Genomic DNA, 25849 nt, shown 5'->3' with positions numbered 1-25849 from the left:
AAGAAATGAAAATACTAAAAAACTATGCCTACAATCTTTCTTATCAATTGTTGGTGATTATACTCCCTATCATTACGACTCCCTATATAACAAGGATTTTTAGTTCTGATGATTTAGGAACGTATGGCTATTTTAACTCTATTGCTACCTATTTTATCTTGCTTGCAACTCTTGGGGTTGCTAACTATGGCACAAAAGAAATTTCAGCTCATCGTAAGGAAATTGAGAAGAATTTTTGGGGGATTTATTCTCTCCAGTTTGCTGCAACATGGTTGTCCATTTTGCTTTATCTTGTTCTTTGTTTCTTATTACCTTCAATGCAAAATCCAGTAGCTTATATTTTAGGATTGAGTTTAGTATCAAAAGGTTTGGATATTTCGTGGTTGTTTCAAGGTTTGGAGGATTTTAGAAAGATCACAGTGCGGAACATTACTGTCAAGTTGATTGGTGTCATCTCTATTTTCCTATTTGTAAAATCAGCCAATGATTTATACTTGTATGTATTTTTTCTTACCATTTTTGAATTGTTGGGACAATTAAGTATGTGGCTACCAGCAAGACAATTTATTGGGAAAACACGTTTTGATTTGAAGTACGCTAAGAAACATTTGAAACCGATCATCTTGTTATTCTTGCCTCAGATTGCCATATCTCTTTATGTGACATTAGATAGCACTATGCTTGGAACTCTTGCCTCAACAAGAGATGTAGGTATTTATGATCAAGCTTTGAAACTTGTTAATATTTTACTAACACTAGTGACTTCGTTAGGAAGTGTCATGTTGCCACGAGTTTCAAATCTTTTATCCTCAGGAGATCACAAAGCAGTTAACAAAATGCATGAGATGTCATTTCTGATTTATAATTTAGTTATTTTTCCTATTATGGCAGGAATGTTAATTGTAAATGATGATTTTGTGAATTTTTTCCTGGGGCAAGATTTTCAAGAGGCACGCTATGCGATAGCAATTATGATTTTTAGAATGTTCTTTATTGGTTGGACCAATATTATGGGCATTCAAATATTAATACTTCATAATAAAAATAAGGAATTTATGGTTTCAACAACGGTTCCCGCAATTACCAGTGTGGGATTAAATTTGTTGTTTCTTCCCAAACTTGGTTATGTGGGGGCTGCAATTGTATCTGTCTTAACAGAGGCGCTAGTATGGGCAATTCAACTGTTCTTTACTCGCAAATATATAAAAGATGTTCCGATTATCGGATCGATGATGAAGATTATTCTAGCATCAGCTATTATGTATGGCCTCTTGCTAGTTTCAAAAACAGTCATACATTTTTCACCAACCGTAAATGTTCTAGCATTTGCTGTGATTGGTGGAATCATTTACCTTTTTACGATTCTATCTCTAAAAGTGGTAGATGTGAAAGAATTAAAACAAATAATTAGGAAAAATTAGAATGCGCAAATATCGAAATATTAACTTAGATCTACTAAAAGTACTTGCATGTGTTGGGGTTGTTCTACTCCATACAGCGATGGGAGGATTTAAAGAGACAGGTTCATGGAATTTTTCAACATATTTATACTACTTAGGAACCTATTCTATCCCTTTATTTTTTATGGTCAATGGTTATTTATTGTTAGGAAAGAGAGAGATTACCCATTCCTATATACTGCAGAAAGTAAAATGGATTATAATAACAGTATCGTCATGGTCCGTAATCGTTTGGCTTTTTAAACGAGATTTTACAGTTAATCCAATTAAAAAAATTGTAGGTTCTTTGATACAAAAGGGGTATTTCTTCCAGTTTTGGTTTTTTGGTGCGCTCATACTTATTTATATATGTTTACCTATTTTGAAAAAATTCCTTAATTCAAAAAGAAGTTATTTATACATTATATCTGTATTGCTGGTTATTGGTTTGATTTTTGAGTTAACAAATATTGTACTTCAAATTCCAGTACAAACATATGTTATACAAACCTTTAGATTATGGACTTGGTTTTTCTATTATATTTTAGGTGGTTTTATAGCTCAATTTGACAAAGATATTATCAATAATATGTTTAAGAGATGGATGAAAGTAATCGTAGTACTTTTGTTCCTGGTTTCGCCTTTAATATTATTTTTCTTAGCAAAAACTACTTACCATAATTTTTTTGCTGAATATTTTTATGATCTTCTATTTGTAAAAGTTGTAAGTTTAGGAATTTTTCTAACTATATTCTCACTTGCATTGAATCAAGATAACAACAAATGGATTATTGTTCTTTCTAACCAAACTATGGGTGTCTTTATAATACACACTTATATTATGAAAGTGTGGGAAAAACTATTTGGTTTTAGTTTTTTAGGAGCATATTTACTTTTTGCTATATTTACTTTAAGTGTTAGTTTTATTATTGTTGGAATGTTAATGAAAATTCCTTATTTCAATCGAATTGTTAAATTATAAAAAGGAGAACAAAATGTACGACTATCTAATCGTTGGTGCTGGTTTGTCGGGAGCAATTTTTGCTTATGAAGCAACCAAGCGTGGGAAAAAAGTAAAAGTGATTGATAAGCGTGACCACATTGGTGGTAATATCTACTGTGAGAACGTTGAAGGTATCAACGTTCACAAGTACGGTGCACATATCTTCCATACTTCTAATAAGAAAGTATGGGATTATGTTAATCAATTTGCTGAATTTAACAACTACATCAATTCGCCTGTAGCTAATTATAAGGGTAGCCTTTATAATCTACCTTTCAATATGAATACTTTCTATGCCATGTGGGGGACAAAAACTCCTCAAGAAGTGAAAGATAAGATTGCTGAACAAACAGCACATATGCAGGACGTTGAACCTAAAAACCTGGAAGAACAGGCTATCAAGTTGATTGGTCCAGATATTTATGAAAAGTTGATTAAAGGATATACTGAAAAGCAATGGGGACGTTCTGCGACTGATCTTCCACCATTTATCATCAAACGCTTGCCAGTTCGTTTAACCTTTGATAATAACTACTTCAATGACCGTTACCAAGGTATTCCAATTGGGGGTTACAACGTTATCATTGAAAATATGCTGAAGGATGTAGAAGTAGAACTTGGAGTTGACTTTTTTGCCAATCGTCAAGAATTGGAAGCTTCTGCTAAAAAAGTTGTCTTTACAGGGATGATTGACCAATACTTTGATTATAAACATGGTGAGTTAGAATACCGTAGTCTTCGTTTTGAGCATGAAGTTCTAGATGAGGAAAATTATCAAGGGAATGCAGTTGTTAACTATACAGAGCGTGAAATTCCTTATACTCGCATCATTGAACACAAGCACTTCGAATACGGAACGCAACCAAAGACAGTTATTACGCGTGAATATCCTGCTGACTGGAAGCAAGGTGATGAGCCTTATTATCCAATCAATGATGAGAGAAATAATGCCATGTTTGCTGAGTACCAAGAGGAGGCTTCAAAGAATGATAAGGTTATCTTCTGTGGGCGTTTAGCAGACTATAAATATTATGATATGCATGTGGTTATTGAACGGACACTAGAGATTGCGCTAGGTGAGCTGAGAGAATAGTTAATTACTCGAAAAACAGATTTATTAGCCTATTCCTTTTTGAACGATAGAAATCGAAATAAGAATAATTTTAAATAACAAGGATTAGCATGAAAAAGATAAAAGAATATGATATTTTAAAAGTAATGGCCATTATCCTGGTTGTGATAGGACACAGTACCTACTATGATATTTTTAGTGGTTATGGTGGAATAGCTTATCAACAATACATAGACAACCATTTCTCTTTAACTGTATATAAATTATTAAGTAAATTGACAGAGATTATTTATTATTTTCACATGCCTTTATTCATGGCTATATCTGGTATGCTTTTCTCTATTCAGGTTAAAAATAATCGATGGCAAGGGATTGAGTCATTGTTAATTAATAAGTTTAGAAGGTTAATGATACCATTTTTTGTCTTTACTCTATTATATACGGTGCCAATAAAATACGTATCAAATTATTTTGACGGTATTTCTTTCTGGAAAGCGGTATCGGGTCAATTATTTCTATTTGGGAATTCTCACTTGTGGTATTTGTATGCCTTGTTTATTGTTTTTATAGCTAGTTTTTATGTTTTGAAAAAAAATACATCATTAGATATTTATCTACTGTTATACATTTTACACATTTTGAGTTACTCAGTTCATTTAACATTAGTAAGTGCACCTTTGCAATATCTCTTTTGGTTTTCTATGGGCTTCTTTTTTGAATCTAAGAGAGATCAGTATAATCATTATTTAAAAAATAATAAGTGGTTAAGTTTTTTATTGGTACTACTTTTCATAACATATGTGGCTCTAAACTTTGTGTTTAAAGGTAATCATAAAGTTTTGAGTAGGATTATATTGGACCTGACAGCTGTTCTAGGCTCACTTATTTGCTACAATATCTCATATTATCTAAGCAATAAAATAGAAACAATAGGGAATAGACTATTTAATGTTATCTTGATTAACGGATTAGGAATTTACATCTTTTCTGATACTTTAAATTACTTCATATTAAAAATTTCTTATTCTATTAGTGATCGATTTATGTTCACATCATTTGGTATTTTTGCATTATTTATGATTAGAATTTTTGTTACTTTAATTGTAGGATTAGGTTTAACACTGTTATTTAAAAAAGTATTCAAGAAGCATTCTTGGTTAGTGAACTAGGAAATATTGGTTTGTTACAGATGTTTTTGAGATTTTTCTATTATGAAAATAGATGTAATAAAATCATAGTATTTTGCTTCTTCGCTAATTTTATTGGAATATTAGAGCTGAGAAAGAGAGTGTGCCATGCTCTCTCTTTTTGTAGGCTCTTTGTCAACTGTAGTGGGTTGAAGAAAAGCTAAGATCTAGAAAGGACACATTTCGTCCTTTCTTTTTTGATGTTTAGAGCGATGAAAATCTGTTTTTTGAAGTTTTCAAAGTTCCGAAATCCAAATGCATTTCGTTTGATGGCCTTGTATTCATGGGATTTTCGATCGAATTGGTTCATGATTTGAACACGACTCATAGCACGGCTGAGATGTTGAACAATGTGAAAGCGATCCAATACAATTTTTGCATTGGGAAAAAGCTGTTTAGCTAAGGCATAGTAGGGACTAAACATATCCATCGTAATGATTTTCACCTGACAACGAACAGCTCGGTCGTAGCGCAGAAAGTAATTTTGGATGATAGTTTGTGTCCTGCCTTCAAGGACAGTGATGATATTGAGCTTTTCAAAATCCTGAGCAATAAAGCTCATCTTTCCCTTAGTGAATGCATACTCGTCCCAAGACATAATCTCTGGAAGACGAGAAAAATCATGTTTAAAACAGAAGTCATTGAGCTTGCGAATGACAGTTGAGGTTGAAATAGATAGCTGATGAGCAATATCGGTCACAGAAGTCTTTTCAATCAACTTTTGAGCAATTTTTTGTTAATAATACGAGGGATTTGGTGATTTTTCTTGACGAGAGAAGTCTCAGCGACCATCATTTTCAAACAATGATAGCACTTGAAACGACGCTTTCTAATGAGTTGTTTAGTCGCTTTTCATTATAGATTATACAGGACTTCTTTTCTACAACAAAATAGGCTCCATAATATCTATAGGGGATTTACCCACTACAAATATTATAGAACTGTTTTGTATAATCAAGTAAATATTATATTTCAAAATTTTAGAATTTCATAGGGATATTTTTCAGAAAATGCTAAAATCATTCAAAAATTCTGAAAATTCTGTTGACAACTTTCTAAAAAGGGTCTATAATGGGATGTAAATTTTAAAGGAGAAAATGATGAAAAGTTCAAAATTACTTGCCCTTGCGGGTGTGACATTATTGGCAGCTGGTACTCTGGCTGCGTGCTCTGGATCAAGTTCAAGTGCTAAAGGTGAGAAGACATTCTCATACATTTATGAAACGGATCCTGATAACCTAAACTATTTGACGACTAATAAAGCGGCTACAGCAAATATTACGAGCAATGTTATCGATGGCTTGCTCGAAAATGACCGCTATGGTAACTTTGTGCCATCTATGGCTGAGGATTGGTCTGTATCTAAGGATGGCTTGACTTACACATATACGCTTCGTAAGGATGCAAAATGGTATACCTCTGAGGGTGAGGAATACGCAGAAGTCAAAGCTCAAGACTTTGTAACAGGACTTAAATATGCTGCTGATAAAAAATCTGATGGTCTTTATTTAGTTCAAGAATCAATCAAAGGATTGGACGCCTATGTGAAAGGAGAAATTACAGACTTCTCTCAAGTAGGAATCAAGGCTCTTGATGATTATACAGTTCAGTACACATTGAACAAGCCAGAAAGCTTCTGGAATTCTAAGACAACGATGGGAGTTTTGGCCCCAGTAAATGAAGAGTTCTTGAACTCTAAAGGGGATGACTTCGCTAAGGGAACTGATTCAAGCAGTATTCTCTACAATGGTCCATTCTTACTCAAATCAATTGTAGCTAAATCTTCTGTCGAATTTGCGAAAAATCCTAACTACTGGGATAAGGACAATGTCCATATCGATAAGGTTAAATTATCATTCTGGGATGGACAAGATACCAACAAACCAACTGAAGCTTTCAAAGACGGTAGCTTTACAATGGCTCGTCTCTTCCCAACAAGCGCTAGCTACACAGAGACTGAAAAGGCATTTAAAGACAATATCGTTTATACACAACAAGATTCTACTACTTATTTGGTAGGTACGAATATCGATCGTCAGTCTTATAAGTACACTTCTAAGACAACAGATGAAGAAAAAACATCAACCAAGAAAGCTCTTCTAAACAAGGACTTCCGTCAAGCTCTTGCTTTTGGTTTCGATAGAACGGCCTATGCTTCTCAAGTGAATGGTGCAAGTGGGGCAACTAAACTGCTTCGTAACTTGTTTGTTCCTCCTACATTTGTACAGGCAGATGGAAAGAACTTTGGCGAAATGGTCAAAGACAAATTGGTGACTTATGGTGACGAGTGGAGCAACGTGAACTTGGATGATGCTCAAGATGGACTCTACAACCCAGATAAGGCCAAAGCAGAGTTTGCTAAAGCTAAGACAGCTCTCCAAGCGGAAGGTGTGAAATTCCCAATCCACTTGGACATGCCTGTAGACCAAACCAATACAACAAAAGTTCAACGTGTCCAATCTTTTAAACAGTCAGTTGAAGAAAACTTAGGGTCTGATAATGTGGTTGTCGATATCCAACAACTTCAAAAAGACGATGTCTTGAACATCACTTACTTTGCTGAGACAGCTGCAGGTGAAGACTGGGATATCTCAGATAACGTGGGTTGGTCTCCAGACTTTGCAGACCCTTCTACCTACCTTGATATTATCAAACCATCTGTAGGGGAAAATACAAAGACTTACCTAGGATTTGACTCTGGAACAAACAATGCTGCGGCCAAGCAAGTTGGTTTGGAAGACTACGAAAAAATGGTTGTGGAAGCTGGGAAAGAAACTACTGACGTTTCAAAACGTTATGAAAAATATGCTGCTGCCCAAGCTTGGTTGACAGATAGTGCCTTGATCATTCCAACAACTTCTCAAACTGGTCGTCCAATGTTGTCTAAGATGGTACCATTTACACTTCCGTTTGCATACTCTGGTAACAAGGGTATGAGCGAAGCCCTCTTGTATAAATACCTAGATGTACAAGATAAGGCGGTAACAACAGAAGAATACCAAAAAGCTCAAGAAAATTGGTTGAAAGAAAAAGAAGAGTCTAATAAGAAGGCTCAAGAAGACCTCGCAAACCATGTGAAATAATTTTACAGGATATGAGAAAGGATTTAGTATTCCTCTTGGATGCTAAGTCCTTTTTATATCTTTAAAGCGAGCTTTTAAATTAGGGGTGTCTTGAGAAATTTTTGCGAATTTTCCTTTTTCCTATTGCTTTCTTAGATATTATTTGTTATATTAAAAGCATAATTATTTTTTTATTTATGACAGTTAAGCACGGTACTTTCAGAGAAAGGAGTATTTTTAAAAAAGAAATGTAAACGCTTACTGTTAAGTGAAAGGATTAAGGAGTTTATGGATAAACAATTTTTTGAAAAACGCTGTAAGTTTAGTATTCGTAAGTTTACGCTTGGGGTAGCTTCGGTGATGATTGGAGCGACTTTCTTTGCGACTGCCCCAGTATTGGCTGATCAAGCAAGGGTTGGTTCAACAGATAATTTGCCAAGTGAATTGGCTGATTTGGATAAGAAGGCTAGTGATGAGGGGCGCGATTTCGACAAGGAAGCTGCCGCTCAGAATCCTGGTTCAGCTGAGATTACAGAAGGCTCACAAACAGAAGAAGGGTTGTTGGCTCAAGAAAAAGAAAAGTCTGAAAAGTCAAGCAATCTGCCAAAAGAATTAGAAGATAAATTGGAGAAAGCTGAAGACAATGGGCGTGAAGTTGACAAGGATCAGTTGGCCCAAGATACTGGGAAGCTCGTCCCAGAAGATGTGGCTAAGACTACCAATGGGGAATTAAACTACGGCGCGACTGTTAAGATCAAGACGCCATCAGGAGAAGGTAGCGGTATTGTCGTTGCTAAAGACCTTGTCTTGACGGTTTCTCATAACTTTATCAAGGATAGCCAAGACGGCAATATCCGTAAGGTTGTGGACAATGATCAAGGGGATGGAGATATCTATAGCATCTCATATCCAGGATTGCCAGATGTCAAGTTTAGCAAGAAAGATATTATTCATTGGGATCGTGAAGGCTATCTAAAGGGGTTCAAGAATGATTTGGCCCTTGTGAGATTGCGTACAGTTCTCGAAAATACGCCTGTTGAAGTAACTAAAAAACCAGTTGTTAAGAAAATCGGAGATAAACTCCATGTCTTTGGTTATCCAGAAGGGAAATTGAATCCGATTGTCAATACTACAGTTGATTTTGCGGAACCATACGGAGAAGGTGTCCAAGGGATTGGGTACCAAGGAGGCAAACCGGGTGCTAGTGGTGGCGGTATCTTTGATACAGAAGGCAAACTAGTCGGTGTTCACCAAAATGGTGTAGTTGGAAAACGTAGTGGTGGCATTCTCTTCTCACCAGCTCAACTAAAATGGATTCAAGACCACATACAGGGAATTTCAAGTGTGAAACCAGCAGACTTGGAAGAGAAAGAGAAACCGGCTGAAGAAAAACCAAAAGAGGATAAACCTGCAGCTGCTAAACCTGAAACCCCTAAGACAGTAACCCCTGAATGGCAAACGGTAGCGAAAAAAGAACAGCAGGGAACAGTTACGGTTCGTGAAGAAAAGGGTGTCCGCTACAATCAATTGTCCTCAACTGCACAGAACGACAATGGCGATAAACCAGCCTTGTTTGAAAAACAAGGATTGACAGTTGATGCTAATGGAAATGCGACGGTTGATTTAACCTTCAAAGATGATTCTGAAAAGGGCAAATCACGCTTTGGTGTCTTCTTGAAATTTAAAGATACCAAGAACAATGTTTTTGTTGGTTATGACAAAGATGGCTGGTTCTGGGAGTATAAATCTCCAACCGATAGCACCTGGTATAAGGGGGGACGTGTAGCAGCGCCTGAGACAGGAACAATTAACCGCCTATCAATTACCCTCAAGTCAGATGGGCAACTCAATGCAACGAATAATGATGAGAAACTCTTTGATACGGTCACTTTGCCAGCAGCTGTTAATGAAACTCTCAAAAATGAGAAGAAAATCGTTCTAAAAGCTGGTTCCTATGGCAATGAGCGTACAGTTGTCAGCGTTAAAACAGACAATCAAGAAGGCGTGAAAGCAGATGATACTCCTGCCCAGAAAGAAACAGGTCCAGTTGTTGACGATAGCAAGGTGACTTATGATACGATCCAGTCTAAGGTCCTAAAAGCAGTGATTGACCAAGCCTTCCCTCGTGTCAAGGAATACACCTTGAATGGTCATACTTTGCCAGGACAGGTGCAACAGTTCAATAAAGTATTTATCAACAAACACGAAGTCACCCCTGAAGTTACCTACAAAAAAATCAATGAGACAACAGCAGAGTACTTGATGAAGCTTCGCGATGATGCTAATCTTATCAATGCGGAAATGACAGTACGCTTGCAAGTTGTGGACAATCAATTGCACTTTGATGTGACCAAGATTGTCAACCACAATCAAGTCACTCCAGGTCAAAAGATTGATGACGAAAGAAAATTGCTTTCTACGATTAGTTTCCTTGGCAATGCTTTAGTCTCTGTTTCGAGTGATCAAGCTGGTGCTAAGTTTGATGGGGCAACCATGTCAAACAATACCCATGTTAGCGGAGATGATCATATCGATGTAACCAATCCAATGAAAGACCTAGCCAAGGGTTACATGTATGGATTTGTTTCTACAGATAAGCTTGCTGCAGGTGTTTGGAGCAACTCTCAAAACAGCTACGGTGGAGGTTCTTATGACTGGACCCGCTTGACAGCCTACAAGGAAACAGTCGGGAATGCTAACTATGTCGGAATTCATAGTTCTGAATGGCAATGGGAAAAAGCTTATAAGGGCATTGTCTTCCCAGAGTATACCAAGGAACTTCCAAGTGCCAAGGTTGTTATCACCGAAGACGCCAATGCAGACAATAAAGTCGATTGGCAAGATGGTGCCATTGCTTATCGTAGCATTATGAACAACCCTCAAGGTTGGGAAAAAGTTAAGGATATTACAGCTTATCGTATCGCGATGAACTTTGGTTCACAAGCACAAAACCCATTCCTCATGACTCTAGATGGTATCAAGAAAATCAATCTCCATACAGATGGTCTTGGCCAAGGTGTTCTCCTTAAAGGATATGGTAGCGAAGGCCATGACTCTGGTCACTTGAACTATGCTGATATTGGTAAACGTATTGGTGGTGTTGAAGACTTCAAGACCTTGATTGCGAAAGCGAAGAAATATGGTGCTCATCTAGGTATCCATGTTAACGCTTCTGAGACTTATCCTGAGTCTAAATACTTCAATGAAAAAATCCTCCGTAAGAATCCAGATGGTAGCTATAGCTATGGCTGGAACTGGCTAGACCAAGGTATCAACATTGATGCTGCCTATGACCTAGCACATGGCCGTTTGGCACGTTGGGAAGATTTGAAGAAAAAACTTGGTGACGGTCTCGACTTTATCTATGTGGACGTTTGGGGTAATGGTCAATCAGGTGATAACGGTGCCTGGGCTACCCACGTTCTTGCAAAAGAAATCAACAAGCAAGGCTGGCGCTTTGCAATCGAGTGGGGCCATGGTGGTGAGTACGACTCTACCTTCCATCACTGGGCTGCTGACTTGACCTACGGTGGCTACACCAATAAAGGTATCAACAGTGCCATCACCCGCTTTATCCGTAACCATCAAAAAGATGCTTGGGTAGGGGACTACAGAAGTTACGGTGGTGCAGCAGATTACCCACTTCTAGGTGGCTACAGCATGAAAGATTTTGAAGGCTGGCAAGGACGAAGTGATTACAATGGCTATGTAACCAACTTGTTTGCCCATGACTTGATGACCAAATATTTCCAACACTTCACTGTAAGCAAATGGGAAAATGGCACACCAGTTACCATGACCGATAACGGTAGCACCTATAAATGGACTCCAGAAATGAAGGTTGAGCTAGTCGATGCAGCAGGTAACAAGGTTGTTGTGACTCGTAAGTCAAATGATGTCAATAGCCCGCAATACCGCGAACGTACAGTAACGCTCAACGGACGTGTCATCCAAGATGGTTCAGCTTACTTAACTCCTTGGAACTGGGATGCGAATGGTAAGAAACTTCCTACTGATAAGGAAAAGATGTACTACTTCAATACGCAAGCTGGTGCAACAACTTGGACACTTCCGAGCGATTGGGCAAATAGCAAGGTTTACCTTTACAAGCTAACTGACCAAGGTAAGACAGAAGAGCAAGAACTAACTGTAAAAGATGGCAAGATTACCCTAGACCTTCTAGCAAATCAACCATACGTTCTTTACCGTTCAAAACAAACCAATCCTGAAATGTCATGGAGCGAAGGCATGCACATCTACGACCAAGGATTTAACAGTGGAACTTTGAAACACTGGACCATTTCTGGTGATGCTTCTAAGGCAGAAATTGTCAAATCACAAGGCGCAAATGAAATGCTTCGTATCCAAGGCAATAAGAGCAAGGTCAGCCTTACTCAGAAACTGACTGGCTTGAAACCAAATACAAAGTATGCGGTTTATGTTGGTGTCGATAACCGTAGTAATGCTAAGGCAAGTATCACAGTGAATACTGGCGAAAAAGAAGTGACTACTTATACCAATAAGTCACTCGCTCTCAACTATATCAAAGCATATGCTCATAACAATCGTCGTGAAAATGCTACAGTTGATGATACAAGTTACTTCCAAAATATGTATGCCTTCTTTACAACAGGATCGGACGTATCAAATGTCACTCTTACTTTGAGTCGTGAAGCTGGTGATGAAGCAACTTACTTTGATGAAATTCGTACCTTTGAAAACAATTCAAGCATGTACGGAGACAAGCATGATACAGGTCAAGGAACCTTCAAACAAGACTTTGAAAATGTAGCTCAAGGAATCTTCCCATTTGTAGTGGGCGGTGTCGAAGGTGTCGAAGACAACCGCACTCACTTGTCTGAAAAACACGATCCATATACACAGCGTGGTTGGAATGGTAAGAAAGTCGATGATGTTATCGAAGGAAATTGGTCATTGAAGACAAATGGACTAGTGAGCCGTCGTAACTTGGTTTACCAAACTATTCCACAAAACTTCCGTTTTGAAGCTGGTAAGACTTACCGTGTAACCTTTGAATACGAAGCAGGATCTGACAATACCTATGCCTTTGTAGTCGGTAAGGGAGAATTCCAGTCAGGTCGTCGTGGTACGCAAGCAAGCAACTTGGAAATGCATGAATTGCCAAATACTTGGACGGATTCTAAGAAAGCCAAGAAGGCAACCTTCCTCGTGACAGGTGCAGAAACAGGCGATACTTGGGTAGGTATCTACTCAACTGGAAACGCAAGCAATACTCGTGGAGATTCTGGCGGAAATGCCAACTTCCGTGGTTACAACGACTTCATGATGGACAATCTTCACATCGAAGAAATTACCCTAACAGGTAAGATGTTGACAGAAAATGCTCTGAAGAACTACTTGCCAACGGTTGCCATGACCAACTACACGAAAGAGTCTATGGATGCTTTGAAAGAGGCGGTCTTTAACCTCAGTCAGGCAGATGATGACATTAGCGTGGAAGAAGCGCGTGCAGAGATTGCCAAGATTGAAGCTCTGAAGAATGCTTTGGTTCAGAAGAAGACAGCCTTGGTAGCAGAAGACTTTGAAAGTTTGGATGCGCCAGCTCAACCAGGTGAAGGTCTTGAGAATGCCTTTGATGGCAATGTGTCTAGTCTATGGCATACATCTTGGAATGGTGGAGATGTAGGCAAGCCTGCAACCATGGTCTTGAAAGAACCAACTGAAATCACTGGACTTCGCTATGTTCCACGTGGATCAGGTTCAAATGGTAACTTGCGTGATGTGAAACTGGTTGTCACAGATGAGTCTGGTAAAGAACATACTTTCACCGTGACAGATTGGCCAGATAACAACAAACCAAAAGACATTGACTTTGGAAAGACAATCAAGGCTAAGAAAATTGTCCTTACAGGTACCAAGACTTACGGAGATGGTGGCGATAAATACCAATCTGCAGCGGAACTCATCTTTACCCGTCCACAGGTAGTAGAAACACCGCTTGACATGTCTGGCTATGAAGCAGCTTTGGCTAAGGCGCAGAAATTAACAGACAAAGACAATCAAGAGGAAGTGGCTAGCGTTCAGGCAAGCATGAAATATGCGACGGATAACCACCTCTTGACGGAAAGAATGGTTGCCTACTTCGCAGACTATCTCAACCAATTAAAAGATTCTGCTACGAAACCAGACGCTCCAACAAGTAGCAAGGGTGAAGAGCAACCACCAGTTCTTGATGTACCTGAGTTCAAAGGCGGCGTCAATGCGGCAGAAGCAGCTGTACATGAGGTTCCTGAGTTCAAGGGAGGCGTCAATGCGGTTGAAGCAGCTGTCAATGAGGCCCCAGAATACAAAGGTGGCATCAATGCAGCAGAAGCAGCTGTACATGAAGTTCCTGAGTTCAAGGGAGGAGTTAATGCGGCAGAGGCAGCTGTACATGAAGTCCCTGAGTTCAAGGGTGGGGTTAATGCAGTTGAAGCAGCTGTCAATGAAGCCCCAGAGTTTAAGGGCGGCGTCAATGCGGTTCAAGCCTTGGTAAACGAGAAACCAGCCTACACAGGTGTATTGGCTACCGCTGGAGATCAAGCAGCTCCAACAGTTGAAAAACCTGAGTACCCGCTCACTCCAAGCCCAGTAGCTGATGCCCAAACTCTGGAAGATAAAGAAGAGAAACTTCCTGCTACAGGAGAACATGGTTCAGAAGCTGCCCTCTTCTTAGCAAGTGTGAGTATCGCTTTATCTGCTGCGGTCCTTGCGACAAAACGTAAAGAAGATTAATGAGATTTGATTTCAGCTGTTCAAAGCAACTCGAATCAAAAAGGAACAAACAGCCGGAGAGGACCTCTTGGTTCTCTCCTTTTTCAAAGGAGAAATGATACCGCTTACTCATGTATGCGGATGAAAGGAATAGGAGAAAGATGGATAGACATTTTTTTGAGAAACGCTGTCACTATAGTATAAGAAAATTTGCAATCGGTGCAGCCTCCGTTATGATTGGTGCTAGTATCTTTGGCGCCAATATGGTTCAGGCGGCAGAAACAGCAACACCTTCAGAGACAGAGGGAAGTATTACTCATGTTCAAGCCTTGGATAAGTTACCAGATGATTTAGCCGCTGCGCTTGAAAAGGCGGATGCAGAAGCTGCAACAGAAGCAAGCCATGAAGAAACTCCAGCGACTGATGAGGGAACCAATCCTGCAGCAAGTGAAGAGGCAAAACCAGAGACAAGTCCTGCAAGTCCTAAGCCAGCAGAAACGTCGAAACCGGTTGAAACACCAAAGGCAGACAATCAACCTACGGAAACCACTACACCAGCAGAAAAACCAGCTGAAAAGACAATCGAAGATAGAGAAGATATCAACCATCTCGAGGGTGCTACTGCCCAGGCGAGCAACCATGAGACTGGGACAAACTTTACTGGAGATAAGGCCATTGATGGAGATGACAATACTCGTTGGGCAACAGATAGAGATGTACCAAAACCAACCCTCGAATTAACTCTTCCAAAAACTACTCTCATCAAGCATGTGGAAATCGACTGGGATCGTCGTCTTCGTAATGGGCAAAATGACCCAAATATCAAATCTTGGAATCTCTATTACGCAGATCAAGAAGATGTGGGGGCTAATGGAGAAAAACAATGGAAACTCGCTCATACCAAAACTGGAGAACCTGTTTTAGATGAGAAAGTTGACTTAGCCAATAGTATTCAAGCTAAATATCTCAAGTTAGAGATCAATGACTATCAAGCGGGGACAATGGGCTGGAGAAACGTTGGTATCCAAGAAATTCGAGCTTATTCTAACGTTCCGGACCATAGTAAGGTAACGGATATCCGCCAAGTAACCGAACTCACAGTAGCAGAAGACGGACAGTCTCTTGTCTTACCAACTTTACCAGGAAAAGTCAGCCTCATCGGAAGCAATAAACAAGGTGTAATTGACCTTCAAAATCGTATCCATAAACCTCTGACAGATCAACGCGTCAAGGTCATGGTCCAACAAATCAGAGACAGCCATACTTTCACTAAGGAATTTGAAGTAGTCATCAAGGGCCTACATCAGGACGAAGGTGTGGGTGTGAAACCAAAAGTAGCACCAGCTGTTCAACAATGGTATGGGAAAGAAGGTCAATCTTCTATCACTTCAGATACAGTCCTTGCAACAGGAGATTCTGGCTTTGATCAGGCAGCAACCTTTTATCAGTCAGACCTTGCTAGCCGTGGATTGGAACTAGCAACAGGTGACAAACAGGCTCAAAAACGAATCGAATTTAAAAAGGTTGAAAACAAGGGTTATGGTAAAGAAGGCTACGGCATCACTATCCAAAATGATGTGATTACCATCGAAGCTGCCACAAATACAGGAGCCTTCTACGCCACTCGGACTCTTCTTCAAATGGGAGAAAGCAACCTACAAAATGGCGAAATTCGAGATTTCCCAAGTTTCAGCCACCGTGGCTTTATGCTAGATACAGGTCGTAAATTTATCCCTTACGACACTCTTGTAGACATCATGCTCAACATGGCTTACTACAAGATGAACGACCTGCAGTTGCACCTCAACGATAACTATATCTTCCTAAAGGAACACTTGGCAGGTAAGAATTTAAGTCCAGAAGAAGAACTCAAGTATGTACTTGAACACGCTAAGACTGGTTTCCGTGTGGAGACAGACATTGTTGGTAAGAATGGTCAAAAATTGACATCAGATGAGCATTATACCAAGGAAGAAATGCAAAATCTGATTAAACTTGCCAAGGCCTTGCATATCAATCTAGTGCCAGAAATTGACACACCAGGTCACGCTCTATCATTTGTCAAAGTTCGCCCAGACCTCATGTATCAAGGTAGTCTGAGCGATTATGCAGGCAAGCACAATGTTGAGCGCGTAGCCATGCTCGATCTAGACAATAAATACGATGAAACACTGGCTTTTGTCAAATCTGTTTATGACAAACTCCTCGATGGTCCAGATGCACCGCTTCATGGGGTATCAACTGTTCATATCGGAACGGATGAATACTATGGCAGCAGAGAAAGCTATCGTCGCTATGTCAATGACCTTATCAAATACATTAAAGGAAAAGGCTATACCCCTCGTATCTGGGGCTCGCTCAGTGCGAAACGAGGTAAAACAGCGGTTGATTGGAACGGAGTAGAAGTTGATATCTGGAGTATTGGCTGGCAACAACCAAAAGAAGCTATTGCTCAGGGAGCTAAGATTATCAACATCACAGACGTACCGACATATAGTGTCCCGAATGGAGATAATCGTCAAGCTGGTTATGGTGATTATGCTAACTATGAAACTCAATATAATAGTTGGACACCAAACGATTTCAGAACTGGTCGTGGTCCACTTCTACCAGCTTCTCATCCAAGTATCCTTGGTGGTGGGCACGCAGTTTGGAATGATAACATCGACCTTCATGAGACCGGTTTGACCTCTTATGATATCTTCAAACGCTTCTTCAAGAGCATGCAAACCACTGCAGAACGCACCTGGGGATCTGACCGTGCAGCTGCGACCTTTGCAGAACGCACCCTACCAACGAGCCCTTATGCGCCACAGTCAAATCCTGATAAAGAGATTGATCAAAGCGACTTGTTTACCATCAACCCTGAAACAGCCAAGAACTATGCAAGCAAGAAGGTGAAGGCAAGCGAACAGGGATTGGCTTTTGAGAAAGATAGCAGTATCGAAGGCTTGGCTGGTGATGTTGGCCCAAGTCACGTCTTGAAGTTTGATGTAACTGTCACTGGAGACGGGGAACAAACCTTCTCAACAAGTGGGGACAACCGTATCTATCTAGCTGATAAAGACGGCTATCTTGCTTACCAGTTTGAACAGTTCCATATCCAATTCAATAAAAAACTTGAAAAGAACAAACGTTATCAAATCTCTATCGTGACCAAACCACAATCTACAGAAGTCTATGTAGATGGTGAAAAGATTGAACGTATCGCAAATCCAGCCCACCCTCGCTTTGCTCACAATAGCTTGGTACTACCGCTTGAAAGTATCGGTGGATTTAAAGGAATCTTGCACAGTGCGGAGTTGACAGATAAACCTTTTGTAAATCCTCGTTTGATTTCAAATGATAAGATTACTGCAACCGCAAGCAGTCAGCAACTTCCAGGAAACGCGACTGAAGGCGCTGTTGAGAAAGCCTTTGACAATGATCCAAATACTTTCTGGCATTCTAAATGGTCTGGGGATCGCGCACCATATACTCTGACTATGACTTTGAAAGAAGCTGAAAAAGTCAACGGGTTGACTTATCTTCCACGTCCAGGTGGAGGAAACGGTGTAGTCACTCGCTACGAAATTTACGCTCAAAAAGACGGCCAGATGGAGAAAGTTTCATCAGGTACTTGGGAGAACAATGCCCAAGAAAAAACAGTTAACTTTACTGCTGTCCATACAAACAAGATTGAATTGAAAGTATTGGAAGGCGTTGGTGGTTTTGCAAGTGCAGCTGAAGTTCATCTATTGAAACCTGTTAAAGAAGAGCAAGAAACGCCTGCACCAAGTCAACCAGAAAAACCAACTACACCTGAAAAACCAAAAGTAGACCAAACCGGTGATGGAACAGTTGAATTGGCAGAACAATTCACTGCAAGTAAACCAGCTAGCGAAGACAGCATTGCAGCTGCCAGCAAGAGCGCAGACTATCTCAAGAAAGAGTACAAGGTCTTCCCAACTCCACAAAAAGTGACTTATGGAGAAGGTGTTACAGCCCTTCGCAAGCAAGTCAATCTGGTCATGGGCGATAAACTCGATATCTATACTCGCAATCGCTTGAAGAGTGTCTTGCAGGACAATCAAGTATCTTATACAACTGGTAAGGCAGCAATCGCTGGCGCAACCAATATCTATCTTGGAGTGCATGGACAAGGCTCACAAGCAGAGCAAAACTTGTCCAATGTTTCAGCAGGTCTCTTTGACAAGATTGACGCCTATGTCTTGAGCATCAAGGATAATTCGATTTCCATCGTCGGAAAAGACACAGATGCAGTCTTCTATGGTTTGACAACCTTGAAACACATGCTCAAGGAAAGCCAAGTGCCAGTCCTTCGTAATGTGACAGTAGAAGATTACGCAGAGCTCAAGAACCGTGGTTTTATCGAAGGTTACTATGGAAACCCATGGTCTAACGCAGATCGTGCAGAGCTCATGCGTTTTGGTGGCGATTTGAAATTGAACCAATACTTCTTTGCACCAAAAGATGATCCATACCACAACAAGAAATGGCGAGAACTCTATCCAGAAGAAAAACTAGCTGAAATTCGTGAACTTGCTCGTGTCGGAAATCAAAGTAAAACCCGCTATGTCTGGACCATCCATCCATTCATGAACAACCGTATCCGTTTTGGCAATGAAGCGCATTACCAAGAAGATTTGGCAACCATCAAGGCTAAATTTACCCAGTTGATGAAAGTGGGTGTCCGCGAATTTGGTATCCTTGCAGATGATGCTCCAAGCCCAGTCGGAGGCTACAATAGCTACAACCGCTTGATGCAAGATATGACCAAGTGGTTGACTGAAATGCAGGGAACTTACAGCGGTCTTCGTAAAGAAATGATCTTTGTTCCTGGCCAGTATTGGGGTAATGGACGTGAAGATGAGTTGAAATCCCTCAATGAAAATCTCCCAAGTTCAACATCCATGACCTTGACGGGTGGTAAAATTTGGGGTGAAGTCTCTGAAAGCTTCCTTTCAACTCTCAAAAACAATCTATCCGCAGGTGGCAAGACCTATCGCCCAGTTTCACTTTGGATTAACTGGCCTGTAACAGATAACTCTAAACAACACTTGATTCTAGGTGGTGGTGAGAAATTCCTTCATCCAAATGTGGATCCAAGCTTGCTATCTGGTATCATGTTGAACCCAATGCAACAGTCTGAACCATCTAAGATTGCCCTCTTTTCAGGAGCTCAATACTCATGGAAACAGTGGAAATCAGAAGAAGAAGCTAAGAAAATCAATGATATTGCCTTCAACTTTGTAGAAAATGGTCATTTTGAAGATAGCAAGGTATCAGCAGCCTTCCGCGAACTTGGTAAGCACATGATCAACCAAAACATGGATAATCGTGTCGTCAAACTAGAAGAATCTGTAGACTTGGCTCCAAAATTGACAGACTTCATGACTAAGCTCAAAGCTGGTCAGGATGTGACTGCCGAACGTGCAGCCTTGCGTGCAGAATTTGCCAAGATTAAAGAAGCAGCCGAACTCTATAAAGCATCAGGCGATAAAAAAATGGTTGCCCAAATCCACTATTGGTTGGATAATGCAATCGACCAAATGAATGCCCTCGATGCCTTCCTTACAGGAACAGAAGCTATGGCTACAAACGATGCTGCTAAGCTTTGGGACAGCTATTATAAAGGCTTGAAGTTCTACGAACAGTCTCAAACTCATACCTTCCATTATGTAGACCATATGGAAAAGGCTGAATTGGGTGTTCAACACATTCGTCCATTTATCCTATCCTTGAAAGAAGTTCTAGCGTCTGAAGTTCAAAAAGTCTTGCATCCAGACCAAATCATCAGCACCTTTATCACCAATCGAACAGGTGTAGAAGGTGGTTTGGCAGAAGTAACGGATGGCGACTTGGCAACTCATGCGATTATTAAATCACCAAACAGCATCAAGACAGGTGATTATATCGGTATGAAATTCAACAAGCCGGTATCAATCCAAACCTTGACCTTTGCTATGGGAACGCAGGCTAATCCACGTGATACCTTTAGTAAGGCAGAAGTACAGTATCAAGATGAAAATGACAACTGGGTAACCTTGAAAGAGCCAAGCTATGTCGGAAATGAATCCCTTCTTAAGTTTGAAAATCTCAATATCAAGGCTAAGGCAGTTCGCATGATTGCGACAGAGAATCGCGAGAACACCTGGTTTGCAGTTCAGGAAATTGCAGTGAACCGTCCAGTTGAAAAAGCTCGTAGCCAACAAGCAACGACAGTTAGTCTAAGCTCAAACTTAGTTTACAAACTAAATACCTCAGCCCGTCAAATCACTGATGGCAAGGACAATACAGAAGCCATGATGGCAAATGCTGACGGTAGCAATACGACACCAGTAGATGCCTGGGCACAACTGGACCTCGGTGAAGTCAAGTCAGTCACTAAAGTACGACTTCGCCAAGGAACGGGTGATAAACTTGCAGCAGGTGTGCTTGAGTATTCTACAGATGGAACTGCATGGCAAGAGTTGGATCGCCTATCAGGAGAACAAACCAAGGAAGTGACCAGAGCGATCAATGCTCGTTACATCCGAGTACGCAATACCAAGGCTCTCGACCTCTGGTGGCGTATCCAGGATTTCTCTGTTGAGACACGTTCTGGAAATAGTGAGTTAACAGACACCAACGTGGAATCCTTGAAGGAAACGCCGGTAGTGGATAGCTTGGGCAGTTACGAGCTTCAGATTCCAGCTGGAACCAAACTCCCTGCTCATAGCTATCTAGGTATGAAGCTTGACCGTATCCATCAGATCAAGAGCATCCAGCTCCAAGGCTCAGCCAACCCTGCTCTTAGCCTAGAGTATTCTGCAAATGCACAAGAATGGACACCAGCCAGCCAGTTGACAGACAGAACTGTGGCAACCCACTTAGTACGTTATGTTCGTCTGGTCAATAAAACAGATCAGGAACAAGCTGTGACAGCCACTTCTCTCCTTGTGACGACCAAAGAAGTGCAACCAACAAAATTGGATTCAACTTCAATGGGAATTCACCCAGTATACGGCAGCAATGATGTTCGTAAACTGAACAACCTAGATCAACTATTTGACGGTGTTTACAACAACTTCGTTGAGTTTTCAGACTACGCCCATAAAGATGGCCACGTAACCTTGAAACTTGGTAGCGAACGTACTATCAAGAAGATTAGAGCCTACATCCAAGACGGAACTCAAAACTACCTTCGTGATGGTAAGATCCAAGTCAGCCAAGACGGTAAAACTTGGACAGATGTTGTGACAGTAGGAGATGGTGTGGCCAATAGCCAACACGATGATTCACTGACAGATGGTTGGACACATGATTCTAAGATGCCAGGAAATCGCTACATCGAGGGCGAATTGACGACACCAGTCAAAGCTAACTATCTCCGTGTCCTCTATACGGCAGACTATGATGCTCGGTTTGTAGGATTTACAGAATTGGTCATCAACGATGGTGAATTTGTCAAACCAATCAATGATCCAACAGTAGAAGGAAGTAGTGGAGAAAGCCAAGGCAACCTTTATAATAATCTTGTAGACGGCAAAGTCTTGACCAGCTACAAGTCTGAAAAAGACAAGGGTGAATTGGTGTATCACTTGTCTGAACCAACCAAAGCCAACCACCTTCGTCTTGTTTCCAGTCTTCCTGAAGGAGCGAAAGCACGTGTTTTTGCTAGAACACTTAAGGATGGCCAAGACAGTTGGCTAGACCTCGGTGCCATTACATCAAGCCTCCAAACCTTCGCTATCCGAAATGGTGGCACTCTTCTAGATGTCAAATTAGCCTGGGAAGGTGGCAAGGCTGAGTTTTATGAATTGGCGAGCTTCTATCAAGAATTAACAGAAGAACCGGTTCAATCAAGCAAGGGTGAAGAACCAGCACCCGTTCTTGAGATTCCTGAATTCACAGGTGGTGTCAATGCAGCTGAGGCCTTGGTACATGAAGTACCAGCCTACACAGGCCCAGTAGCAACAGTGGGTGACCAAGCTGCTCCAACAGTAGAAAAACCTGAGTTCCAGGGTGGTGTCAATGCGGCTGAGGTCTTGGTACATGAGCTACCAGCCTACACAGGCCCATTATCGACAGTAGGCGACCAACCAGCTCCGACAGTTGAGAAGCCTGAGTTCCAGGGCGGTGTCAATGCAGTTGAGGCCTTGGTACATGAAGTACCAGAGTACACAGGTCCAATCTCAACAGTAGGCGACCAAGCCGCTCCAACTGTAGAGAAACCTGAGTTTAAACTGAGCTCTTTAGCTTCCGATCAAGGTAAGATGCCAGATTATAAGCAAGAAATAGCTAGACCAGAAACAGCTGAACAAAGCTTGCCAGCAACTGGTGAGAGTCAATCTGACACAGCCCTCTTCCTAGCAGGTGTTAGCCTAGCCCTATCTGCTCTATTTGTAGCAAAAACAAAGAAAGACTAGTATTCAACAAAACCTCTTAACAAGATTACAAAATCAATTTCTTATCTTTCCCAATGAGGTTTATAGTACGCAGAAAGCCTGAGAGGAAGTCTTCTCAGGCTTTTGCTAAGCACATAAATACGATACTGCTATGAAAAATCACCCAGAGTATTCTGGGTGATAAATGTTATGGTTGGGCTGGTTGCGGATTCTGATTTTGTTGGCCAGGGGTTGTGTTTGATTGTTGTGTATTATTGTTAGGATTGGTAGTCGTACTATTATTTGTGCTTGGAGAAGTTGAGCTTGACTGAGAAGTCGAGCTCTCAGATGTTGAGCTAGAACTTTCAGATGTCGAACTTTGTTGTGTAGATGATGAAGGGGTCCACGTATTGCGTGCTCCATTTTTAAAGACAAATTCTCCGCTTCTGTAAAGACCCTCAGGCATCGTCCAGTCACCAGGATGATCATCTTCAGAGAGATAAGTCATCATTGAACGGTAGACCTTCGCAGCAACATAGAAGCCATCACCAACGATAGGAGTAAGACGATTTGAGTAACCTGTCCAAACTGCCATTGAATATTTACGAGTATAGCCAACGAACATTTCGTCCGGAGCTACATAACCCGTATTTTTAATGTAGTTTTCAATCTCATCATCTGTATAGTTTGACGTACCAGTTTTACCAGCTTGTGGTAGCCAAGGGAGGTAGGCTCCTCGACCAGTTCCGTATGCCAAGACAGTTTTCATCATATCTGTCATCATATAGGCTGTCGTTTCTTTCATAGCACGTGTACCAGAATCAGAGAATTCTTTTGAACTGCCATCACTAAAGACAATCTTGTTGATATACATAGGTTTACGGTAGATACCGCCATTGGCAAAAGCAGCGTAAGCCGCAGCCATCTTCTCACTGCTTGCTCCATACTTTTTGTCAGATTCAGTTGTATTACTTGAAATAGCATTAGCATAGTGTATGCTTGGGTAGTCAATACCGAGTCCATTTAGAAACGTCTTGGCACGATCAAGTCCTACTTTCTCTAGCGTTTCTACAGCCGGCACATTCCGTGATTGCTGGAGAGCATACTGGAGTGTTATGTTTCCAAAGTAACTCTTATCCCAGTTATACACAGGGGTAGAGGTTCCAGGGTAATTATAAGGACTATCGTGAACAATCGCAGCAGTTGAATCATAAACGTCGTATTCCAAAGCAGGAGCATAGTCTGTAATAGGCTTCATGGTAGAACCCCAGTCACGGTTAGTTTCTACAGCTTGGTTTATTCCAAAGGAAACGTTGCTTGATTGGTGGCGAGCACCTAATTGGGCAATGACTTTCCCGTTTGTGACATCAACGATAGTAGAGGCTACCTGTAACTCATCATCTGGATAGTTGACATACTCGTCCGTATTGTAAATATCCCAGAGACGTTGTTGGACCTTAGAATCAACGTTTGTGTAGACTTCCATACCCGTAGTTAAAAGGTTGTAACCTGTTTCCTGTTCAACTTGGTCAATCACCTCTTTGAGGTAATTATCCATGTAAGGAGGATAACTGTTAGCTGATTTTAGGCTTTGAAGTCCATCTGTAATCGGAGTATTAATCGCTTTTTCATATTGCTCAGCTGTAATGTAGCCTTGCCCTTTCATCTCAGAGAGGACGAGATTACGACGTTCTTGGGCGGCTTCCGGATGCGAGTATGGATCATACTGGTTTGGAGCCTGAGGCATTCCGGCAAGGAGGGCCAATTGAGGGATGCTCAAATCTTTAAGGTCTTTGCCATAGTAACTTTGAGCAGCCGTCTGCATTCCGTAGTTTCCGTTTGACATGTAAACCTTGTTGATGTAGTAGGTCAAGATCTCTTGTTTAGTCGCTTTTTGTTCTAGCTGAACGGCGAGCCATGCCTCCTGAGCCTTACGAGAAAGGGTTTGGTCAGAAGTTGACGTAGAGAAATAGGTTAACTTGATCAACTGCTGCGTCAAAGTTGAAGCTCCCTGAAGGCCCCCACCACCACGAAGATTTCGTAGGGTGGCACCTAGGATACGGACAGTATCAATTCCTCGGTGATTAAAGAAGCGATGGTCTTCAATCGAAACAATAGCATTGACCAAATCGGTTGGTATTTCGTTTGCTTGTGCATTGACCCGACGTTCTGATCCAAGATCAGCGATGAGTTCATCGTTATTGTCATAAATTTTACTAGACGTTGTAGCGACTAGTTTACTTTCAGATAGGGCTGGAGTCTTGCTAACATAGTAGAGAAAGAGACCCCCGCCCAGCATAATAGCTGCGATAAATACAGTTAAGAAGCAGATACTAATATATTTAGCTATTCGCAGGATAGTTTGTTTGTTCATCTTGTTTTACCACCTAGTAAATGTTCTTTGATAATATCGAGATAGGGAATCTGGGGAAAGGCACCCAGCTCAATCCTATATCCATTTTCTCGAATATATCCAAGTGGCATTGACTTTTGTCCCATATCTTGATGATAGAAACGGATCAAGTCAATAGCCGGCAATAAATAAGTTTCTTGCTGAGAAGCAAAGTGAAGAAGGACAAAGCAGATTCCTCGTTGGGCAAGGACCTGTTCCATATGCTGAATCTGATGGTGATGGAAATTCTTCATCGGAATCGCATGTTTTTGCCTAGTTTCCTTTGCTTCAAAGTCGATGTAGTATCCATCATAAACCCCTGAATAGTCAGTAGTTGAAGCTTGTCTAAAGTAGGCTTCAACAATCTTGGCTCGACTTCGTTGGGGATAGTCGACACGTACGATTTGGATGGGAGTCGGTTTCTTGTGAATCACTGCTAACCCATGCGACAAATAGTAGTCGTTCGTAGCATTGATCATCTTTTCAAAAGACATTCCCCGATTTGCGAAATTTTTAGTTTGTGACAGGGGTGCTTGTCTTTTTTGAGATGAAATTTTATGTGGATAGTTGACCATAATTCTCCTTATTGG

The 25849-nt window shown here is 40.8% G+C and carries 9 protein-coding genes and 1 pseudogene; 7 read left to right on the top strand and 3 right to left on the bottom strand.

Features of this window, described 5'->3' with window-relative positions:
* Positions 1–5: 5 nt before the first annotated feature.
* The 4 genes from ACVX3R_RS07640 (at position 6) to ACVX3R_RS07625 (ending at position 4683) form a co-directional block, all read left to right on the top strand.
* On the top strand, positions 6–1421 hold the full coding sequence (locus tag ACVX3R_RS07640) for a flippase (RefSeq protein ID WP_458794770.1): 1416 nt from the start codon (positions 6–8) through the stop codon (positions 1419–1421).
* 1 nt (position 1422) lies between these two features.
* A complete protein-coding gene (locus ACVX3R_RS07635) occupies positions 1423–2421 on the top strand; it encodes an acyltransferase (RefSeq protein ID WP_458794769.1) in 999 nt (332 codons plus the stop codon).
* A gap of 13 nt (positions 2422–2434) precedes the next feature.
* Positions 2435–3535 carry a UDP-galactopyranose mutase gene (gene glf / locus ACVX3R_RS07630; protein ID WP_458794768.1) on the top strand — a complete coding sequence of 367 codons (1101 nt, stop codon included), beginning with the start codon at positions 2435–2437 and terminating at the stop codon, positions 3533–3535.
* An 89-nt stretch (positions 3536–3624) separates the two neighbouring features.
* Complete coding sequence (locus ACVX3R_RS07625; RefSeq protein ID WP_007518522.1) at positions 3625–4683, top strand: acyltransferase family protein; 1059 nt, start codon at positions 3625–3627, stop codon at positions 4681–4683.
* 178 nt (positions 4684–4861) lie between these two features.
* On the opposite strand, the pseudogene ACVX3R_RS07620 reads toward ACVX3R_RS07625, so the two are convergent.
* Positions 4862–5547: pseudogene (locus ACVX3R_RS07620) on the bottom strand (transposase); the annotation flags it as partial.
* A 254-nt stretch (positions 5548–5801) separates the two neighbouring features.
* On the opposite strand from ACVX3R_RS07620, the gene ACVX3R_RS07615 reads away from it, so the two are divergent.
* From ACVX3R_RS07615 to ACVX3R_RS07605, 3 genes are all read left to right on the top strand, one after another.
* Positions 5802–7784 (top strand): peptide ABC transporter substrate-binding protein, encoded by a 1983-nt coding sequence (locus ACVX3R_RS07615; protein WP_458794767.1) that lies wholly within the window; start codon positions 5802–5804, stop codon positions 7782–7784.
* Between the two features lie 267 nt (positions 7785–8051).
* Positions 8052–14519, top strand: a complete 6468-nt coding sequence (locus ACVX3R_RS07610) for a SpGH101 family endo-alpha-N-acetylgalactosaminidase (RefSeq protein ID WP_458794766.1) — start codon at positions 8052–8054, stop codon at positions 14517–14519.
* A gap of 140 nt (positions 14520–14659) precedes the next feature.
* On the top strand, positions 14660–22909 hold the full coding sequence (locus ACVX3R_RS07605; protein WP_458794765.1) for an SIALI-17 repeat-containing surface protein: 8250 nt from the start codon (positions 14660–14662) through the stop codon (positions 22907–22909).
* A 166-nt stretch (positions 22910–23075) separates the two neighbouring features.
* On the opposite strand, the gene pbp1a is transcribed toward ACVX3R_RS07605, so the two are convergent.
* Both pbp1a and recU read right to left on the bottom strand, forming a co-directional pair.
* Positions 23076–25241: a penicillin-binding protein PBP1A gene (gene pbp1a, locus ACVX3R_RS07600; protein WP_458794764.1), complete on the bottom strand. Its 2166-nt coding sequence runs from the start codon at positions 25239–25241 to the stop codon at positions 23076–23078.
* A complete protein-coding gene (gene recU, locus ACVX3R_RS07595; protein ID WP_458794763.1) occupies positions 25238–25834 on the bottom strand; it encodes a Holliday junction resolvase RecU in 597 nt (198 codons plus the stop codon). The genes pbp1a and recU overlap by 4 nt, the downstream gene beginning before the upstream one ends.
* Between the last annotated feature and the right edge of the window lie 15 nt (positions 25835–25849).

Source organism: Streptococcus sp. 517s (assembly GCF_054445985.1).
Note: the sequence above shows the minus strand (reverse complement) of the source record. Positions and strands in the feature narration are given on the sequence as shown.

Excerpts from the sequence above, each read along its gene's own strand:
- ACVX3R_RS07640 (WP_458794770.1), top strand. The coding sequence starts at position 6 with ATGAAAATACTAAAAAACTATGCCTACAATCTTTCTTATCAATTGTTG.
- ACVX3R_RS07635 (WP_458794769.1), top strand. The coding sequence starts at position 1,423 with ATGCGCAAATATCGAAATATTAACTTAGATCTACTAAAAGTACTTGCA.
- glf (WP_458794768.1), top strand. The coding sequence starts at position 2,435 with ATGTACGACTATCTAATCGTTGGTGCTGGTTTGTCGGGAGCAATTTTT.
- ACVX3R_RS07625 (WP_007518522.1), top strand. The coding sequence starts at position 3,625 with ATGAAAAAGATAAAAGAATATGATATTTTAAAAGTAATGGCCATTATC.
- ACVX3R_RS07615 (WP_458794767.1), top strand. The coding sequence starts at position 5,802 with ATGAAAAGTTCAAAATTACTTGCCCTTGCGGGTGTGACATTATTGGCA.
- ACVX3R_RS07610 (WP_458794766.1), top strand. The coding sequence starts at position 8,052 with ATGGATAAACAATTTTTTGAAAAACGCTGTAAGTTTAGTATTCGTAAG.
- ACVX3R_RS07605 (WP_458794765.1), top strand. The coding sequence starts at position 14,660 with ATGGATAGACATTTTTTTGAGAAACGCTGTCACTATAGTATAAGAAAA.
- pbp1a (WP_458794764.1), bottom strand. The coding sequence starts at position 25,241 with ATGAACAAACAAACTATCCTGCGAATAGCTAAATATATTAGTATCTGC.
- recU (WP_458794763.1), bottom strand. The coding sequence starts at position 25,834 with ATGGTCAACTATCCACATAAAATTTCATCTCAAAAAAGACAAGCACCC.